Source organism: Flavobacterium piscis, assembly GCF_031457575.1.
Classification (GTDB): Bacteria; Bacteroidota; Bacteroidia; order Flavobacteriales; family Flavobacteriaceae; genus Flavobacterium; species Flavobacterium piscis_A.
In genome coordinates this window covers 75,894-95,979 of the sequence record NZ_JAVDWQ010000005.1, presented here as the reverse complement: position 1 = coordinate 95,979, position 20,086 = coordinate 75,894, and the positions used below count along the sequence as shown (strand labels likewise).

Here is a 20,086-nt window from a genome sequence, read left to right as displayed (position 1 = left end):
TGTATTTTTATTGGTGATTCTTTAGCCGCTTTCATGAAGCATTACTCCTGGAAAATAGCTGTAAGAATATCCTCTTTGGCAATAATTTTATTTAATATTTTTTTATTGTGCTTCAAATTATCTCCTTCCAGCATGTTCTGGTGCTGTCCTTTTCCAGTTATATAGCACACTGTTTCAAAATTTTCTTCCCATTTTTTATTTTCATTGGTTTCTGTTTTTACCAACACTAATTCGGCGGGCAGTTTGTTGGTGAATTTTATACGCATCAGATAATTGATATACCCAATTCGCTTTTCCTGCGCCTGCGCCAGTATTTCCTGCATGTTTTCATCGATTTCCATTCCTAAGTCAAATATGTCGGCGGATAACTCTATATTTAGTTTTTCCTCGTCCAGCATTACAGAATCAAACATTATAATTCGGGATACAGTTCTGTTTAGCTTCTTTGTCAGATAACTGGCAACATCGTATGATAAGATACCACCTGCCGACCAGCCAAATAAAACGATGTCACCACTTTCCTGAATTTCATTGATTTTGTTAGCATAATACGCTGCTGGATTTTCTTCATTTTCCATAAAATTGAAGGATATATATCTGGAATCTTCCTTATTTTGAAATAAGTCCCTGTAGACGTTTCCACAACCCAAAATTGGTGGAAAGGCGAAAACCATATTTTGGGCATGACTGTTTCCGTATTCATAAAAGTCCTTATCCAAATCAAAAATGGTAGTGAGGTGGTATTGTATTATTTCTGCAATCGTATTATAGCGAAACAGTGAATCTACAGGATAATCACTAGAAAGTTCTCTATTCATTTTAAAAATGGCATTTATTGCCGAAATACTATTTCCGCCCAACTCAAAGAAATTATCAGTTATTCCTACTTTTTCAAGACCCAGAATTTCCTGCCATATTCGTGCTATTTTCTTTTCTATTTCATTTTTAGGTGCTACATACTCTACCCTTATGATATCTTCGCCACTAATACCAGGCAATGCTTTTCGGTCTGTTTTCCCGTTAGGTGTCAATGGCAGACTATCCAGAACCACATAAAAGGAAGGCACCATATATGCCGGCAGTTTTCCTAAAAGGTAGTTTCTGATCTCTGTTTTGTCTATTTCGATCTGGCTTGCATAATACGCGACTAATACCTTTTCTGTATTTACTTCTTTCACCTCTACCACTACTTGTTTGATGTCTTCTGAATATTGTGCAAAACGGGCTTCGATTTCGCCTAATTCAATTCTGAATCCTCTTATTTTTACCTGTTGGTCATTTCTTCCTAAAAATTCAATATTTCCATCCGGCAACCATCTTCCCAAATCTCCGGTATCATACATTTTGCTTTCAGGCCTAAACGGGTTGATACTAAATTTCTCTGCCGTAAGTTCCGGCTTGTTCAGATACCCTCTGGCTACTCCTGCTCCTGCTACATATATTTTACCAACCACCCCAACAGGTACCGCTTGCAACTTTTTATCTAATATATAAAGTTGCGTATTCGAGATTGGTTTCCCAATTGGTACTGATAAATAATCTTTTTGTTTGATTTTAAAATAGGTACTATACGTAGTATCTTCAGACGGGCCGTACAAATTGTAAACTTCTATCTCATCCACAGGTAATCTTTGTATGGTGCTGTGCGCTATTGGCTCTCCGGCCATATTTAATATGCTTACAGATTCAAAAGAAACGCCATCATCTAAAAGCTGCTTCACAACAGACGGAACTGTATTTATTAATACATTCTTGTCTTTATCGATATGGTTTTTGATTTCCAGACCATTTTTTAAGAGCTTTATTTTCTTACCAATCAAAAGGGTATAAAATAGTTCAAAAACGGATAAATCGAAGCAATAAGAAGTTACGGCATATACGGTTTCGAATTTAGTGTTATCAAATTCTGTGTCAGCCCAATTAATCAGGGCCACTGCATTTCTATGCTCAATCATAACCCCTTTAGGATTACCTGTAGTTCCGGAAGTGTAAATGATATACGCTAAATCATTGGCAGTATTGATGCTCTTAAGATTTACTTTAGCGTATTCTTGCTGACTATTATAGAAGGATTCAAGTATATTTTCGTCAATTACTATTTTACAATTACTGTCCTTTTCGATATACTCAATTCTTTCCTGAGGATATGAAGTATCTATTGGCACATAAGCAGCTCCCGATTTCAGGATTCCTAAGAGTGTGATAATCATTTTCTCGCTTCGATCTAATTTAATCCCTATTAAATCGTCGGTTTTTATTTTGTAATGCTCTCTTAAATAATGCCCCAACTGATTGGCCTCCTCGTTGATTTCTTTGTAACTAAAACTGTTGTTTTCGCAAATAACTGCAATATTTTCAGGAGTTTTTCCAACCTGATCCTCAAACAAATCGATTATGGTTTTTTCCTGGGGATACACAGTCGAAGTGTTGTTATAATCCAGCAATAGTTTCTTTTCTTCTGCAATAGTTAAATAATCCAATTCTTCTATGGCGTATTTGGGATTATCAATTGCTTCGTTTAATATATTTTCAAGATGACCGAATATTGAATTTATAAATATGGCATCGTATATGTCTGTATTGTAATCAATGTTTAGTACCAGATGTTCTGTTTCGACAAAAGTAAAGGTGATATCCAGCTTTGCGACCTTATTTTCAAACTCAACACCGGATATGTCTATTCCTGCTAATGTGGCATTTTTTGTTAAATTCCTTAATTGGTTCTGGCTTTGAAGAACCACCAGTACATCAAACAAAGCCGAGCGGCTCAGGTCTCTCTTCAGGTTCAGGTTTTCTACCAATTCATCAAAAGAATATTCCTGGTACTCATAAGCATTTAAAAGTGCTTGCTTTTCCTTATTTAAAATATCCAAAAAAGCATCCTCATCTTCAAACTGTGTGCGAATGGCCAATGTGTTAAGGTAAAGTCCTATTTGGTTTTCTATATCCGGATGTTCTCTTCCTGCTATAGGTGTCCCTACAATAATATCTTTCTGATTCGTGTATCGGTGCAGCAACGTTTTTATACCCGCCATTAAGGTCATAAACAGAGTAACATCATGCTCTTTTGAATAAGTTTTTAGCTTTTCTAAAAGTGCCCCGGAGAATTTATACGATATATTATCCCCTTTATAGGTTTGCACTAAAGGTCTTTTCTTAAAACTCGGAAGTTCTAATACCGGTAATTGTCCCTGAAACTGGTTTAACCAGAAGTCTTGGGATTTTTGATATTTTTCCTGTTGCAGTTGTTCATTGATCCATACTGCATAATCTTTGTAATGGATGTTTAAATCGGGTAAATCAATCGCAATTCCTTGAACGATAGAATTGTATGATTTTATCACTTCGGAGACTATTAATTGCATCGACCATCCATCACCAATTATATGATGTATACATAGCGAAAAGATATGTTCCTTTTCATGGGTTTTAATTAGGGAGGCTCTTATTAAAGGGGCTTGTTCCAGATTAAAAGCAATTGCATTTTGTTCTTTCAAATAGTCAGAAACAAGAGCTTCCTGTCCTTCTTTAGAAGTGAAATCTTTTTCTGTTACTTCAAAAACAACATCCTCTGCAGGTTTTATAAATTGACGCAGTTGTCCCTCTGCATTATTTCTGAAGCCTGTTCGTAGTATTTCGTGTCGTTTGATTAATAAATTAAAGGTTTTCTTAAATTTAGCGGTATCCACATCACCTGTCAATTTAAGGACTGCGGGCATATTATAAGCCAGCGAGCCTCCTTCTAACTGACTCAATATCCAGAATCTGTATTGGGAAGCCGTTAAAGGGTAACTTTCCATAATCGCTGCCTGTGGAATGGCCGTATAATCATTTTGATTCAGCGTTTTACCCAAGGCATCGATGGTTGGGTTAGCGAAAAAATCCCTGAACGATACTGTTTTATTCAATTGTTTGTTTAGTCTGTTGATCACTTGTGCCACAATAAGGCTATGTCCGCCTAATTCAAAGAAATTATCGGTAATCCCTACTTTTTCAAGACCAAGCACTTCCTGCCAGATTTCGACCATTTTTTGTTCTGTCTCATTTCGTGCCTCGACATATTCTCTTCGAATACCGTCTTCTCCACTAATACCCGGCAATGCTTTACGGTCTATTTTCCCGTTGAGTGTTACCGGGAACTGATCAAGACCGATATAAAAGGAAGGTACCATATATTCCGGCAGCTTTCCTAACAGATAGTTTCTGATTGCTGCTTTATCTATTGCTGCATCGGTCACGTAATAGGCAACCAGTACTTTTTCTCCGTTTACTTCTTTTGCCTGAACGACCGCCTGCTTTAAATGAGAGGAATACTGCAAAAGGCCGATCTCTATCTCGCCTAATTCAATTCTGAATCCTCTTACTTTTACCTGATGGTCATTTCTGCCTGAAAATTCAATATTTCCATCCGCCAGCCATCGTCCTACATCACCGGTATCGTACATTTTAGTACCCGGAATAAATGGATTTTCGACAAACTTTTCTGAGGTGAGCTCCGGTTTATTCCAATAACCGCGGGTTACACCTGCCCCTGAAATGTATAGGTTACCTGAAACACCTAATGGCGTCGGTTGCAATGCATTATTAAGGATATACACCTGCGTATTTGAAATAGGACGACCGATAGAAAACGGCCTGTCTTGACTATACAAAAATTCTATCGAAGTAACAGTTGTTTCAGTAGGACCATACTTATTGTAAAAATCACAAATAGCACTCCAGGAGGCTGCCAGTTTTTCGGAACAGATATCTCCTCCTGACAAAACTCTCTTTAAGCTAAATCTATTAGAAGGCTTCAATTTACTTACCACTGATGGAACGGAATGGAAGTGGGTAATTTTGTTTTCAAATACAAATTGCTCCAATTCGATTTCATCCAATAGCACTCTTCTTGGCAGTATGTATAAAGCTGCTCCATTTAATAACGCTAGGAAAGTTTGCTCCACAGAGGCATCAAAAGAAAAATTGGATAACTGCAGAATTCTCTCGGTTTCATCAATTTTAAACTGCTTTGTCTGCGAATTGATTAAGTTGATTACATTTCTATGCTCGACCATTACTCCTTTTGGATTGCCTGTGGTACCTGAAGTATAAATAATATACGCCAGATCTGTCGGAGTATTCCTTTTTTCGATGGTTGCACCGGAGTAGGTTTGTCTTGTTTTATAAAAGGCCGCAAAAACAGGTTCATCAATTACAATTTTGCAATTGCTGTCTCTTTCTATATATTCAATTCTTTCCTGAGGATAAGAAGAATCGATCGGTACGTAAGCCGCTCCTGATTTTAATATTCCTAAAACAGTTATAATTATTCTCTCACTTCGATCCAGTTTTATTCCAACTAAATCACCTGGTTCAATCGCATGGCTTTTTCTTAAATAAGATGCCAGTTGGCTTGCTTGTTCATTAAGCTGCTGGTACGTGAGTGTTGTTTCTTCAAAAACAACAGCAGTATTATTTGGCGTTTTTTCAAGCTGTTCTTCAAATAAATCTATCAGTGTTTTATTTTCCGGATAAGCTGCCGCAGTAGCATTAAAATCTGAAAGTAATTTTGTTTTTTCCGCAGCTGATAAGTAATCCAGTTTATCAATGTCTTGTGCGGGATTATTAATTCCTTCATTAAATATATTTTCCAGATGACTGAAGAGCGCATCTATCAAAAACAAATCGTATATATCCGTATTGTAATTAATCGAAAGAAGCAGCTGTTCTGTCTCGACAAAAATGAAACTGATATCAAATTTTGATGTTTTATTCTCAAAATCAAAACCTTCTGCTTCTAATCCTGTTAAACCCGCATTGTTGGCTATATTTTTTAACTGAGCCTGGTTTTGAAGCACCACCAATATGTCAAACAAAGCCGATCGGCTCAGGTCTCTCTTTAGATTCAGGTTCCCTGCCAGTTCATCAAAAGAATAATCCTGATGCTGGTAAGCGTTTAAAAGTGTTTCCTTTTCTTTATTTAAAATAGTCAGAAAACTATCTCCCTGCTCAAACTTGGTACGAATGGCTAGTGTGTTCAGAAAAAGCCCCAGCTGATTTTCTAAATCAGGGTGTTCTCTGCCTGCTATGGGGGTACCAATAATAATGTCGTTCTGGTTACTGTAGCGATGCAGTAACGTTTTGATACCGGCCATTAAGGTCATAAACAACGTTACATCATGCTCGCCTGAAAACGTTTTTAGTTTTTTTAAAAATTCACCGGAGAACTCATACGATTTAACAGCGCCATTATAGGTTTGCATCAAAGGTCTTTTCTTAAAACTTGGAAGTTCCAATACCTGTAATTCTCCACTGAATTGGTTTAACCAGAATTCTTTCGCCTTTTGATATTTTTCCTGTTGAATTTGTTCATTTATCCATACTGCATAATCTTTGTAATGGATGTCCAACTGTGGCAAATTAGCCGGGATTCCCTGAACGATGGCATTGTATATTTTTACTACTTCGGAGACTATTAATTGCATCGACCATCCGTCACCAATGATATGATGCATACACAGCGAAAAAATATGTTCCTTTTCTTGTGTTCTAATCAAAGAGGCTCTTATTAAAGGGGCTTGTTCCAGATTAAAAGCAATAACATTCTGCTGCTCCAAATGCTGTAAAACAAGATCTTCCTGCTCCTTATGATTGCTCAAATCCTGCTGTGTTACTTCAAAATTAATTTCACTTGCAGGTGTTATATATTGATGTATCTCACCTTTTGAATTGTTTTTAAAGCTTGTTCTTAATATTTCATAGCGCTGAATTAGCAAACTAAAGGTTTCCTTAAATGTAGCGATATCCAGATCGCCAGTTAATTTAATCGCCGAAGGCATATTGTAGGCCAGAGAACCTCCCTCGAGCTGGCTCAGAATCCAAAATCGGTTCTGGGAAGCCGTTAAAGGGTAACTTTCCATAATCGTTGCCAGTGGAATGGCCGCATAATCATTTTGGTTCAGCGTTTTGCTTAGTGCATCGATGGTTGGGTTAGCGAAAAAATCCCTGAACGATACTGTTTTATTCAATTGTTTGTTGAGTCTGTTGATGACTTGTGCCACAATAAGACTATGTCCACCCATTTCAAAGAAATTATCGGTAATCCCAACTTTTTCAAGGCCGAGGACTTCCTGCCATATTTCGACCATTTTTTGTTCGGTTTCATTTCGTGGCTGTACGTACTCTCTTCGAATACTGGCTTCTCCGTTTATTCCCGGCAATGCATTACGATCGGTTTTACCATTTGATGTCAAAGGTATCTGCTCCAAAAGCACATAAAAGGCAGGAATCATATAATCCGGCAACTTTGTCTGCAGGTAATTTCTAATTTCAATCTTGTCTATTTCGATGTCCGAAACATAATAAGCAACCAAGACTTTTTCTCCGTTTACATCTTTAACCTGAACTACGACTTGTTTTAAATCAGTTGAAAATTGCAAAAGGCTCGTTTCTATTTCTCCCAGCTCTATTCTGTAACCCCTTATTTTTACCTGATGGTCATTTCTGCCCAAAAATTCAATAGTCCCATTGGGAAGCCAACGGCCTAAATCGCCGGTGTCGTACATCCTCGTTCCTGAAATAAACGGATTGGCTACAAATTTTTCGGCGGTAAGTTCGGGTTGATTTAAATAGCCTCTCGAAACGCCTGCACCGGATAAATACAATTTACCGCTTATCCCAACAGCAACCGGCTGTAAGTTTTGATCCAGTATATAAGCCTGGCTATTTGGGATCGGTTTGCCTATTGGAATGGTGATGTACTTTTCGTTCTGAATATCAAAAGTTGCCGAAAAAGTAGTATTTTCAGTAGGCCCGTAACCATTTACGATTTTTATGGATGGATTGCTTTCGAAAACTTTTTGGGTATGTTTTGGTGATACTACATCTCCTCCCACAATCAGTTGACTGATGTTTTCAAAAAAACTGATATTATTTTCGACCACACTGTTAAACCAAGATGCTGTCATCCAGAGACTATTGACCTCATTTGTTTTAACGATATTTTCTAAGGTGGATAAGTCAAGTAAATCGTCCTGACTGGTTAGTACCAATGTAGCCCCATTTAGTAAGGTTCCGAAAAACTCTATCGTTGTGGCATCAAAAGAGATGGAACCTGTGCTTAGCAGTGTCTTATCTGAATTTAATGGGAAATAAGAACAAGGCTTCACGAGTCTTACCACATTCCGATGCTCCACCATCACTCCTTTTGGATTTCCGGTTGAACCGGAAGTGTAAATGATATAAGTTAAATCGGACGGAGTATTTACCCTTTCCGGATTTTCAAGTTTATATCTGAATCGCTGGAAATTAAAAAGCATCAGTTCGTCCTCATCAATAATAGCTTTGCAATTAGTATCTTCTTCAATGTAATCTATTCTTTCTTGTGGATAATCGGAGTCAATTGGAACATACGCGGCTCCTGATTTCAGTACTCCTAAAATGATAATAATCAACTGTTCGCTTCGGCTTAATTTTATGCCCACAAGATCATCCGGCTGAATATCATAGTTCTCTCTCAGATAAAAAGCAAATTGATTTACTTTTTCGTTAAGTTCTTTATAGGTTAATTGCAATTCTTCAAAAACAATTGCAATATGATCCGGTGTCCGGGCTGCCTGCTCTTCAAACAATTCTATAATCGTTTTATCTTTTGGGTAGGCTATCAAAGTGTCATTAAAATCAACTGTTAACTGCTTTATTTCATCCGGAGATAAATACGTAATATGTGAAACAGGAAGGTTTGGTTCTGCAATAACTCCTTGAAGCAGATTACCAAAATGTCCTGTTATTTTTTCTATAAAATCTACAGTATAAATATCAGTATTGAATGTTAAATTGAAATTTAATTCATTACCAAACTCATCAAATGTAAATTCCAGATCGTATTTAATAAGCAAATTTTGTTTGTTTTGATATTGTTGGATCGTTATGCCCTCCAGTTGTTGTGAACTACTGTCGTAACTGTCCATGTTCTGTAATATTAACATCACATCAAATAATGGACTGCGGCTTACCTCTCTTTTTAAGTTTAGGTTTTCGATCAATTCATTAAACGGATAGAGCTGATGTTCGTAGGCTTCAAGTGTTCTGTTTTTGACATTCCGTAATAAATCAATAAAGCTGTTCTGCCCGTCAAATTGGGTGCGCAGTGCTAATGTGTTTAGATAAAGTCCCAACTGATTTTGCAAATCCGAATGGGGTCTTCCGGCAATTGGGGTACCAATTATAATATCACTCTGATTGGTATATCTGTAAAATAACAGATTTAGCAGGCTTGTTAATCCCATGAATAGCGTAGCATCCTGAGATTGGCATAAATTGGAGAATTCTTTTAAAATTTCACTGTTGAAACTTCTTTTTACAATGCCGCCGTTAAATGTTTTTGTTAACGGTCTTGTTTTATAGGTCGGTAAATCCAGTGTCGGAATGGTATCCTGAAATTGTTTCAACCAGTATTCCTTGTGCGTTGTATTACTGTCCCTTAACTGGTTTTGCTGCCAGGCCGCGTAATCTTTATATTGAATTTGTAAAGGAAGAAATGGATCGGAACTGTTTTTTGTAAAGGCATTATAGAATACAAATAATTCATTAATCATTAACTGTATCGACCAGCCATCCGTAATTATATGATGGATTACCAGTACAAAAACAAAAGTGTCTTTTGAAGTTTTTATTAGTTTAGCACGGACTAAACAATCTTTTGATAAATCGAATGAAAATTTTAATTCTTTTTCGATAATGCTTTCCATCTGTTCATCACTTTCATTATGTGATAAGTCTTCTATTCTAAACTGAAAATCAAGGTCCTTCACGGCAACAATCTGCTGTCGTACTTGGGCATTTGTTGTTTCAACAAAAACTGTTCTTAGGGATTCATGGCGTTCCAGTACAGAATAAAATGCTTTTTCAAGTGCCTCTATATTTAAATCTCCTTTTAATTCAAAGATGCTGGGAATGTTGTAGACAGTATTTTGCTCTTCTAATTGACATAGCAACCATATACTTTTTTGCGATGATGATACAATATAATTTTCCTGCAGATCTACATTGGGGATATCACTATGGTGATCACCTGAGTTTTGTGAAAGTTTGATAAAATCAATTATTTTTTGCTTGTTTAATTTTATTTCATCTAATAACTCATGTGTAAGCACTCCTTTAGGAGCATTAATATCCAGTTTATCTCCCGATAAATTAAGTTTTATATTGGAAGCTCTTAATTTTTTGAGTAATGTATGCATTGCTTTATCTTATTATGTACTTATCTGTAATGATTCCCTAATTTGTTTCATCATGGTTTACACAGGATTTTAAATAAAAACCTGCATAATCCGTTTACAATTCACTTTTAAACCAAACTATAGTTTTCTGTTTTTTTCTTACTATATAAGATCTCTTTTTCACCAAATAAACGTTCTGTAATTATCCCCCTTGAACTGCATTCTGCAATGAGGCGGTTAGATTGTATAATAGGATTGGATTCATCGGTGTACTTGATACTGCTAATAAATTCACACCAAGGTTCCTGTCCCATGGCATAAACATAAACTTCTAAGGGATTAAAAACATCTACTAAATGCATTCCCCTTTCAAAATCAGATCCCGCTAATCTTCTGGATTGATCATTTTCTTTAGACAATTCATTCACCACCAATGGCCCGTACAACCATGATAATGGAGCTCCATCGCATTCCATTCCTAAGAAAACAACATCTACATCGCCAATTATATGTTGTGTATTCTCATATAATTTCTTTTCTAAAATCCTGGAATCTGCTGCAAAGAGCAAGGAAAATTCAGAGATTTCTACGTGGTAGCAAATCTTTGCCTTTATGTCCAGATCACTGTGTTCTCCTGTAAACGGAATTCCTGTAATCTTACAATCTGAAAAATTCACGGTAGAGAATTCTTCAATTTCAATAATATTATCAAAACCTATATTGTTAAACATCAGTTTTAGAGAAGGATCCTGAAGTTGTCCGCCTCCTGAGCGGGGCACTATAATATTTTTTATTTTATGTCTAAGCGGCAAAAGCGTTTCCAATAAAATATGATCCTGATGATTGTGGGTTATCAGCACATAATCGATTTTTTCAGGTAATTCATAATCCGAAAAATGCTCTACACTAGATTGATATCCGTAATAACTAATTAATGGATCTACGAGTACGCTTACTTCTTTGGTCTCAATTAAAATACAGGCATGGCCAAAGTATCTCATTCTTATTTTATCACCTTCATACTTCACATATGGCACAGAAGGCATATCTGTAAAAAACGATTCAAATAAAGCATTCTCTGTTTCGGTTAAATTTCCCAACAATTCCTTTATTTCATTATAAGGACGCGGGGTTCTTTTCATTTTACTCAGCTCATCTATAAACTTATGCTCAAAAGGCATATCTAAATGCAATACGTCTTTCTCATCCAGTCTCGGGGTACTTAAACAAAAAGGACGAGAATCATTATTTGTCACCCACAAAGCCAGGCTCTGGTTGTTTTTATTATAAAATTTACTTTTATATAAAAGCTGCTCATAAAACCTAAAAGATGGATTACCATTAAGATCATATATTAATTCTACATATCCTTTTAGTACATCCGGTACATTTTTATATAATCCTTCCAACGATTGCCCCTTGGCTTCCTTATTCAACATTAAAACCAGTTTTCTAATGGCCATCGAAAGATTAATCAGTTCTTTTTGATTGGTAAAGGTTGATTCCAGTAATTTTCTTATGTCTTCTGAACGATCCTCTTTATAATCCATAAAAGGCCCACCCAGCATTTTTGGATCTTTTACGGCTTCATCATGTATTGCAGGCGATTCCAGATAAGAATTCATTATTTCAATATGCCTTTTGGTTACATTCATGGATGCAGTTCCAGGCGATATCAGATGAGCCCAGGCATACCATCTTTCTATTAAAGGCTCAATAACAACGTTCGGTTTTAAATAAACTAATCCTTCCATTTAAAGTTTTTTTAATGATTTATGTTTCTATTATGATTACGTTACTATTTGTGTGTTGGCTGAGTTCTGTGCCTAAACGACTAATTTCCTACTCTTTTTCTTTCTTCTTCGTTACCCGTATTTCTTGTTACATTTTTTGCCTTTTTGCTTCCTAGCCTGTAATTTATATAGAGCTGTACATACCTCGCATCATTATAAAGACTGTACTTCTGGTACACGCCGTTCACAGTTGGATTGAATTTTATTTTTTCTGTCCTAAAAATATCATTAGCTTTCAGTGATACTCTGAGGTTGTCGTTAAATAAATATTGAAGGGTCACTGAGGCAGAACTTGAGGCGTCTAACTTTACAAATCCTTCTGTTTTTGGAAAAACATACCAGTAGTTCAGGTTTAGCAGGACAGATTTTTTATCATTTAAGATAAAATCGTTATTTGTTGCTAATTTCAAATTAAACCCTTCTATCCCTTTTGTCGATTCAATTAAAGTTTTTGATTTTGAATAATTAAAATCGACTGTATTATTACTCGTCCACCATTTAAATTTGTTGAAGACATAAATTTCCGAAATCCCGTATCTTTCAATATTAAAGATATTTCTGTTCACTATTCGAACCACATTGGTCTCAGGATCGGGTGTAGATATTTGCATGAATACACTTTTATCATGGCTGTAATACAGTTTACTCTCGAGTTTTTTATAAGAATAAATAAACTCAAAATTATCTATAAAGGCGGGCTGCAATAAAGGATTTCCCTGAATACTCTGAAACGGGTTGATATAAGCTATGTTGGGATTTAACTGGGCAAAAGTAGGCCTGTCTATTCTTCGGCTATAGCTTGCTCTGTATACAGAATTAGGTTGAGGGGTGTAAGCGATATTAAAAGAAGGAAATAACTTTGTATAACTATTGTTTATGGATTGATCCAAAGCTACATCATACGATTTTGCCTGAGTATTTTCAACTCTCAATCCTATTTGGGATTCCAGATTATTTGTAAACTTCTTATTTCCTGACAGATATACTGCCTGTACATTTTCTTTATATCCAAATTCAAAGTTTGATAGTGGTAAATCTGTTACTGGCTCATCTGTAAAATCACTATTGAAGATTGAAATTAAATTCTTTGTATCTGAAAAGGAAACTTTTCCTCCAAAACTCAAATTAATCCATTCTATTGGTAATTCAAAATCAATTTTACCAGAAAAATTATTAATGTTTTGATCGTTGTTATTAATTCCTTTAAAAAATTCTTCCTTAGGAGGATTATATTCTTCTGAAGTCCCCTCATAGGGTCTGGAATCAGTGCTTTTATATTTAAAGTAATCTAAATTAAAGAACATTTTTCCCGCTTTCTGATTGAGCTTGTATTCATTAAAAAAATTTACTGAATGAAGCTTTGGTCTTAAAAAGGCATATCCCACAGAGGTAATATTTTTGGTCACTTCATTAGTATCATTATCATAAATCAATAAACTTCTGGTTGCATCAGTGTCTGTTTTATTCAAATTAGTAAGATATTGAAAACCAAAAAACCATTTGGGTGTCGCTATATACTGCATACTGAAAATTCCGTTAAGTATTTTACTTTTTTTCTGAAGCGGGTAATTCAAAACCCATAATCCATCTGCAAAATGAATTCGGCTTTCCTGTTCAAGATAGATTCCGCCCTCTCTGTAATTCAGGGAAGCAGACATGCTTAGCTTATCCTTATTGTATATAAAATTGCTTGTGTTCGATCCTTCTCCATCGTGGTGTCGCTGCAGATAACTACTCCCGATAGAGAGATTCCAAGAGTCCTGTTTGGCTTTCTTTAATTTGATATTGATCAGTCCGCTGTTTCCTAAAGCCTCATATTTAGCCGGTGGTGTTGTAATTACTTCAATACTCCTGATGTTCTCAGAAGGAATTGATTTTAACAAATTTGTCAATTCTTCCTGTCCAAGTTCAATCATTTTATCCTCTAGTAAAACTCTTACTGTGCTCTTACCTACTATGGTTATACTCTCATTCTGAATCTGTATCCCAGGTGTGATTTTCAAAGCATCCATCGCATCGCCACCCGCTGTACTGATCGTGTTTTCTATGTTAAAAACCAACCGGTCAACTTTACGCTCTACAAGCTCTTTCCTTTTAGTAATCACGACAGTCTGTAATTCCTGTGCCATATTTACTTTTATCTCGCCCAAATTCAGTTCTGAATTTAATTCTATTGTCTTTGAATATAAAACAGTATTAAAATGATTGATCTGCAATTTGTACGAACCTGGTTTATATTCTAATGTAAACTCCCCTTTTTCATTGGTTACCTGATTTTTTACAGGAACAGTCCCATTTGCAAAGAGGACAATTTCAGCAAACTCTACAGGGGTATTTTCTGTAGTAACTACTTTACCGGATATTTTGACTTGTGCTGTTAATACGTTACTTAAAATTAATGCTATAAATAATAACCGATTCATTAGTAATTTTGTTTTTTTAGTATTTAAATTAGCCCCGCATACCAACTTGTCAAAATTCATTTAACGCATAGAAATTGCAGGATGAGGGCGTAAATCTTTATAAATTATATAGTAAAATTTTCAGATTCTTCAATTGAAATATTTTCTTCATTACTGCTGCTGTACAATATGGTATTTTCTAAAAGCAGAGCTAATTCCTCCAATATGATATTATTGAACAAATCGATAATTGATAATTTAACATTAAACTGTTTATGAATGATGCTTATTAATTTTGTTGCGTTCAGACTATGACCTCCCAATTCAAAAAAGCTGTCTGTAGCTCCTACTTTTTCAACTCCAAGAATTTCCTGCCATATTTTGGCTATTTTTTGTTCGATTTCATTTCTTGGTTGCACATATTCTTTCCTTATAATATCTTCTTCGCTGATGCCCCGCAATGCATTACGATCTATTTTTCCGTTGGCAGTTAAGGGCATGTGTTCCAGCGCGACAAGAAAGGAAGGAACCATATATTCAGGAAGCTTAGTGATGAGATAGCTGCGAATTTCTTTTTTGTCAATTTCGTTATCCGAAACATAATAGGCTACTAGTATTTTATCTCCGTTTACATCTTGCGGCTGTACTACAACTTGTTGTAAATGTGACGAAAATTGTAAAAGAATATTTTCTATTTCACCCAGTTCAATTCTGAAACCTCTTATTTTTACCTGATCGTCGTTTCTGCCTAAAAATTCAATATTTCCATCTGGCAGCCATCTTCCTAAATCTCCGGTATCATACATTTTTGTATTAATCACAAAGGGATTATCAATAAATTTTTCAGATGTAAGCTCCGGTTTATTCAAATAACCACGGGTTACCCCAGCACCGGAAATATAAATTTTACCCAGAACCCCTAATTGTGTTGGAAAAAGGTTGTTGTCGAGAATATACACTTGCGTATTTGAAATTGGACTACCAATACAAAAAGTCCTTTTCTTATCATAAAGAAGTTCTATCGAAGTCACTGTAGTTTCGGTTGGACCATATTCGTTATAAAAATCACAAGTCGTACCCCATAATTCCGCCAGTTTTCCAGAACAATTGTCACCTCCAGCAATCACTCTTTTTAAACTAAAACGGCTACTTGGTGTTATTTTCTCTAAAACAGATGGTACTGCATGAAGATGTGTAATTTCATTTTTAGAAATAAATTCTGCAAAAATATCTGCTTCTAATAATGCTGTTCTTGAAATAATGTACAGGTGCGCACCATTGCAAAGGGCTAGAAATATTTGCTCTACAGATGCATCAAAAGTATAGTTAGAAAGCTGAATAATTTTTTCGTTCTCGTCTATTTTAAACTGTTTTGTCTGCGAAACGATCAGGTTAACTACATTCCTATGTTCGACCATCACACCTTTTGGATGGCCTGTAGTCCCTGAAGTGTAAATAATATAGGCCAAATCTTTTGAGCTATTTATTTTTTCAATATTCTTATCGAGGTATACATTTTGATTTTTATAAAATAGTAGTAATACATTTTCATCAATTACAATTTTACAATTGCTGTCCTTCTCTATATAATCAATTCTTTCCTGGGGGTAAGCAGGATCTATAGGCACATAAGCAGCACCTGCTTTGAGTATTCCTAAAATAGCCAGAATCATTTTGTCGCTTCGTTCAAGCTTGATTCCTATCAGATCATCGGGTACAATTTGGAAAAGCTCTCTTAAAAAGCTGCCCAACTGATTGGCTTCTGCATTGAGTTCCTGATACGTTACTTGCCTATCTTCAAAAATAACCGCTATATTATCTGGCGTTTTTTCTACTTGTTGTTCAAATACCTCTATAATGGTTTTATCTTCTGGAAAATCAGATTTGGTGTTATTAAATCCGTATACAATAACATCAAACTGATTTTTGTTTAAAATCGAAAACTGGGAGATCTTTTGTTCAGGAACATCGACAAATTGTTCAAGAAGATGGAAAAACGTATCAATCATTGCATGTACAAACTCTTGACTGAATACACCTGTTTTGTATTCCAATTCCAATTCAATAGCATCAAAAACATCGAAAAAAGTAAAGGATAAATTGAATCTTGAAAATACAGAAGTCTGATTAATCTCTTCTTCAATTTCAAACGGCAGATCACTCTTGCCAACCATTCCTGCCCTGTTGTTTTGATTTTGCAATACCACCATTACATCAAAAAATGATTTCTTATTCACTATTTTCAAATCATTCAATATTAGATCATAAGGATATATCTGATATTCTAATGCTTTTATAATAGTATTCATTTCATCGGCAACACAATCAGCAAAACTTTTATCAGTATCAATTTCGGTATAAATAGGCAGTGTATTGATAAACATACCAATTGTAGATTCAAATTCCTTTTTAACCCTTCCGGACACAGCAGTACCGATTACAAAATTTTCCTGAGCCAGTTTATATAATGAGATTCTTACGGAAGAAATTAGAATACTAAATAGTGTAACCCTGTTTTTATTGGCATAATCAACTAATTTATCTTTTAGTTTTTTATCAATGCTAAAGTTTAAACGAGCTCCTTCTAAAGATCCGGCATCAGGATTTCCTAATTTTAAATTTGAATTAATGTTCCCTAATTTCTCTGTCCAGTAGTCTGTATAAGATGCTGTTTTTTCGATCTGTAAATTGTCTTTCAGCCAGATCAGATATTCAAAATAATCATTTTTAGGAGCTGTGGAAACATATATATTATTTATAATTTGCTTGTAAATAGTCACAAAATCTTTTATAAAAACACCTGTAGACCAACCATCAAAAATGATGTGATGAAACACAAAAAGTATTTTGTAATTACTTTCATCTATTTGAAGAACAGTTGCCTGAAATAATTCTCCATGTTCTAAATCAAATTTAAAATTTTGAATTTCTTTTGTTTTTTGCTCCACAATAAAAGGGTCATTTGTAGAATAAAAAGTAAAAAAAAAGTTATCTATCTCTATATTTTTAATCTCCTTTATTTTCTGCTGGATTGTTCCGTCCTCATCGGCAAAGAACGTTGACCGCAAGCAGGGATGCATCCAGATTAATTTCTGTATTGTTTCTTTAAAAACATCAATATTTAAACTTCCTTTGGTATTGTAGGTTAATGTAATATTATATATAGATTGCATCGACGAATCTACCAGAGATTCAATCCACATTCTTTGTTGTGAGTTTGATGCTTCAAGGGTTTCAAAAGCAAATTCATTCTTCTCCGGAAGTATTGCAAGATCATTGCTGTTCCTGTCCTTAACCGCTTCTTTTATAAGAGTTACAATTTCATTAATTTCATAACATTCAAACAATGCATCAAAGTGTATGGTGATACCAAATAATTCATTTACCCGGTTTATAAACTGAACGCCTACAATAGAATTACCACCTAATTCAAAAAAATCATCCGTAAGAGTTAAATTTTCATTTTTTAAAATTTCTTTTAAAATACCAACCACAATTTCTTCCTCACTCAGATTTTTAACAATAAGTTTTGGTTGTTCTATATTTGGTTTTGAATTTAGATTATTAAATAATAAAGGATTTTTATTCTCATTCCAACATGAAATTTTTTCAAATGGATATGTCGGTGCTATAACTTTCTTGAAAACTTCATTGCTGTAAAATTCTTTCCAGTTAAACTCTAATCCATTATTATATAAGCTGCTCCATAACAAATTCCAATTATTATTTTCCATGATTTTTAATACATCTATGCATGGAATTTGTTCTTCTGTTAATGATTCGAAAATACTTGGCATCGAATGGTTATTGTTACCGACGACAACTAACAATATGTTGTTATCAGCACAGTTTTTGGCCAGTACTTTTAATTTCCCTAAGTCTAAATTAAAATCTTCATCAAATTTTAAATCTTTAGTAATGCTGTTTTTTCCTTCAATTATTTCTTTGGAATTTTTAGCAATATTACCATTACAAATAAGCTGGTTTACATTAAATCCTTTTGAATTCAGGTATCTGAATAGGGAAATCTGGAATGCTAAAGTTTGTGAAACAGCAAAATCTGTTTCAGGATTGTCAAGCTCCTTTTGCAGGCTGAGGAAAGTATCTTTAAATTGATTGCATTTTAAGAAATTTTCTACATTTGAAACTTTATCAGAAAGATATAATAAAGCGATTTTAGTATACTTTACTGTACTAATTTGCTCATTCTCTCTTTGGGCTAAAAGCGATCTCTTTATTTCAGCAATAGTATTACCTGATACTGCCAATCGATATTTATAATCTTTTCTGCCAGTATTTAAAGTATAGGCTAAATCTTCTATGGGAGTATTTTCAGAAATAAAATTATAAATATTGTCAATATACTCTCTTAAAGTATTTTTGTTCTTTGCAGCTATCTTAAACCAGTTATTGTTGCCTGTATATGAATCTGTTACTTCATTTGCTTTATATTCTTCAAGTATAATGTGTGCATTTGTACCGCTCAAACCAAATGAGCTAACTCCTGCTCTTCTAATTTTATCCGTATGCCATTTGGTCCCCTCTTTTTGCAAAAGAATATTAGGGTCTTCTTCAATAAATTTATTTACCGTATTAAAATTAGCCAATGGGAAAAACTCTTTCTCCTTTAGTACAAGAGCTGCTTTTATAAATCCAAATAATCCTGACATATTATCCAGATGTCCAATATTTGGTTTTAAAGTTCCCAAACGAACTGAATATGGTTCGTTATCAGAGGAAAAAGCATCTTTTATACCTTTGTACTCTATAGGATCTCCTAATTTAGTTCCTGTTCCATGTGTTTCTATATAACTAATGCTGGATACAGGAATAGCTGCATTTTTACAAGCACTTAAAATTACATTCTTTTGGGCAACGGGGCTAGGAGCCGCTATACTATTAGAACTGCTTCCGTCATTATTAATAGCTGATCCTTTTATTACTGCTAAAATGTTATCATTATCCTTTATGGCATGATTTAACCTTTTTAAAATAACAACTGCAATACCTTCTCCTCCTGCAGTTCCAGAGGCATCTTCATCAAACGCTCTGCACATCCCATCGGTAGACATTATAGCATCTTTTTCGAAACTATTAGCTTCATTAAACAGAAATAATAAGCGTGAACCTGCAACTATGCCTAAATCAATTTCACCTCTTTTTATGTTTTGCACGGCTTCATGAAGAGCAACCAGAGAGGAAGAACATGCTGTATCTATGTTCATGACCGGTCCTCTGATATTCAAAACATTAGCCACTCTTCCACCCCCAATAGAAGCTAGTCCACCTATAAAATCCAATCCTTTATTTTCAGATTGGTACAATAAATTATAAAGTCCGGTTTGAGTGGTTGTAAACAATCCTGTATTTTGAGATGAAATATAGTCTAAATCATATCCGCTATTTTCAATAGCATTACAGACTCCTTCCAGAATCATTCGGTGCCCAGGATCTATTGCATTGGCTTCTCCTTTTGACAAATTAAAAAATTCATGATCAAAGAAATCAGCCCTGTCCAAATAACCATAAGGATGATACTGCTCTTTTTTATCTATTTTCGAATATAAGACTCTATCTTCTGTAGGCTGTTTTATACAAATACTATTATTTCTAATAACTTCTGCAAACTGTTGCAGGGTTGTTATATCAGCATATTTTATACTAACTCCAATTAATGCAATATCCATAA

Annotated in this window: 4 protein-coding genes; all 4 read right to left on the bottom strand. The window is 34.8% G+C overall.

Translation table 11 applies throughout. The features are described 5' to 3' along the window. Positions 1 to 41: 41 nt before the first annotated feature. Entirely contained in the window at positions 42 to 10,223 is a 10,182-nt protein-coding gene (locus J2W48_RS08955; RefSeq protein WP_310280452.1) for a non-ribosomal peptide synthetase, read from the bottom strand. Between the two features lie 107 nt (positions 10,224 to 10,330). After that, entirely contained in the window at positions 10,331 to 11,956 is a 1,626-nt protein-coding gene (locus J2W48_RS08950) for an MBL fold metallo-hydrolase (protein WP_310280450.1), read from the bottom strand. Between the two features lie 80 nt (positions 11,957 to 12,036). Then, a complete protein-coding gene (locus J2W48_RS08945; protein ID WP_310280448.1) occupies positions 12,037 to 14,418 on the bottom strand; it encodes a TonB-dependent receptor domain-containing protein in 2,382 nt (793 codons plus the stop codon). Between the two features lie 104 nt (positions 14,419 to 14,522). After that, on the bottom strand, positions 14,523 to 20,084 hold the full coding sequence (locus tag J2W48_RS08940) for a non-ribosomal peptide synthetase (protein WP_310280447.1): 5,562 nt from the start codon (positions 20,082 to 20,084) through the stop codon (positions 14,523 to 14,525). Between the last annotated feature and the right edge of the window lie 2 nt (positions 20,085 to 20,086).

Excerpts from the sequence above, each read along its gene's own strand:
- J2W48_RS08955 (WP_310280452.1), bottom strand. The coding sequence starts at position 10,223 with ATGCATACATTACTCAAAAAATTAAGAGCTTCCAATATAAAACTTAAT.
- J2W48_RS08950 (WP_310280450.1), bottom strand. The coding sequence starts at position 11,956 with ATGGAAGGATTAGTTTATTTAAAACCGAACGTTGTTATTGAGCCTTTA.
- J2W48_RS08945 (WP_310280448.1), bottom strand. The coding sequence starts at position 14,418 with ATGAATCGGTTATTATTTATAGCATTAATTTTAAGTAACGTATTAACA.
- J2W48_RS08940 (WP_310280447.1), bottom strand. The coding sequence starts at position 20,084 with ATGGATATTGCATTAATTGGAGTTAGTATAAAATATGCTGATATAACA.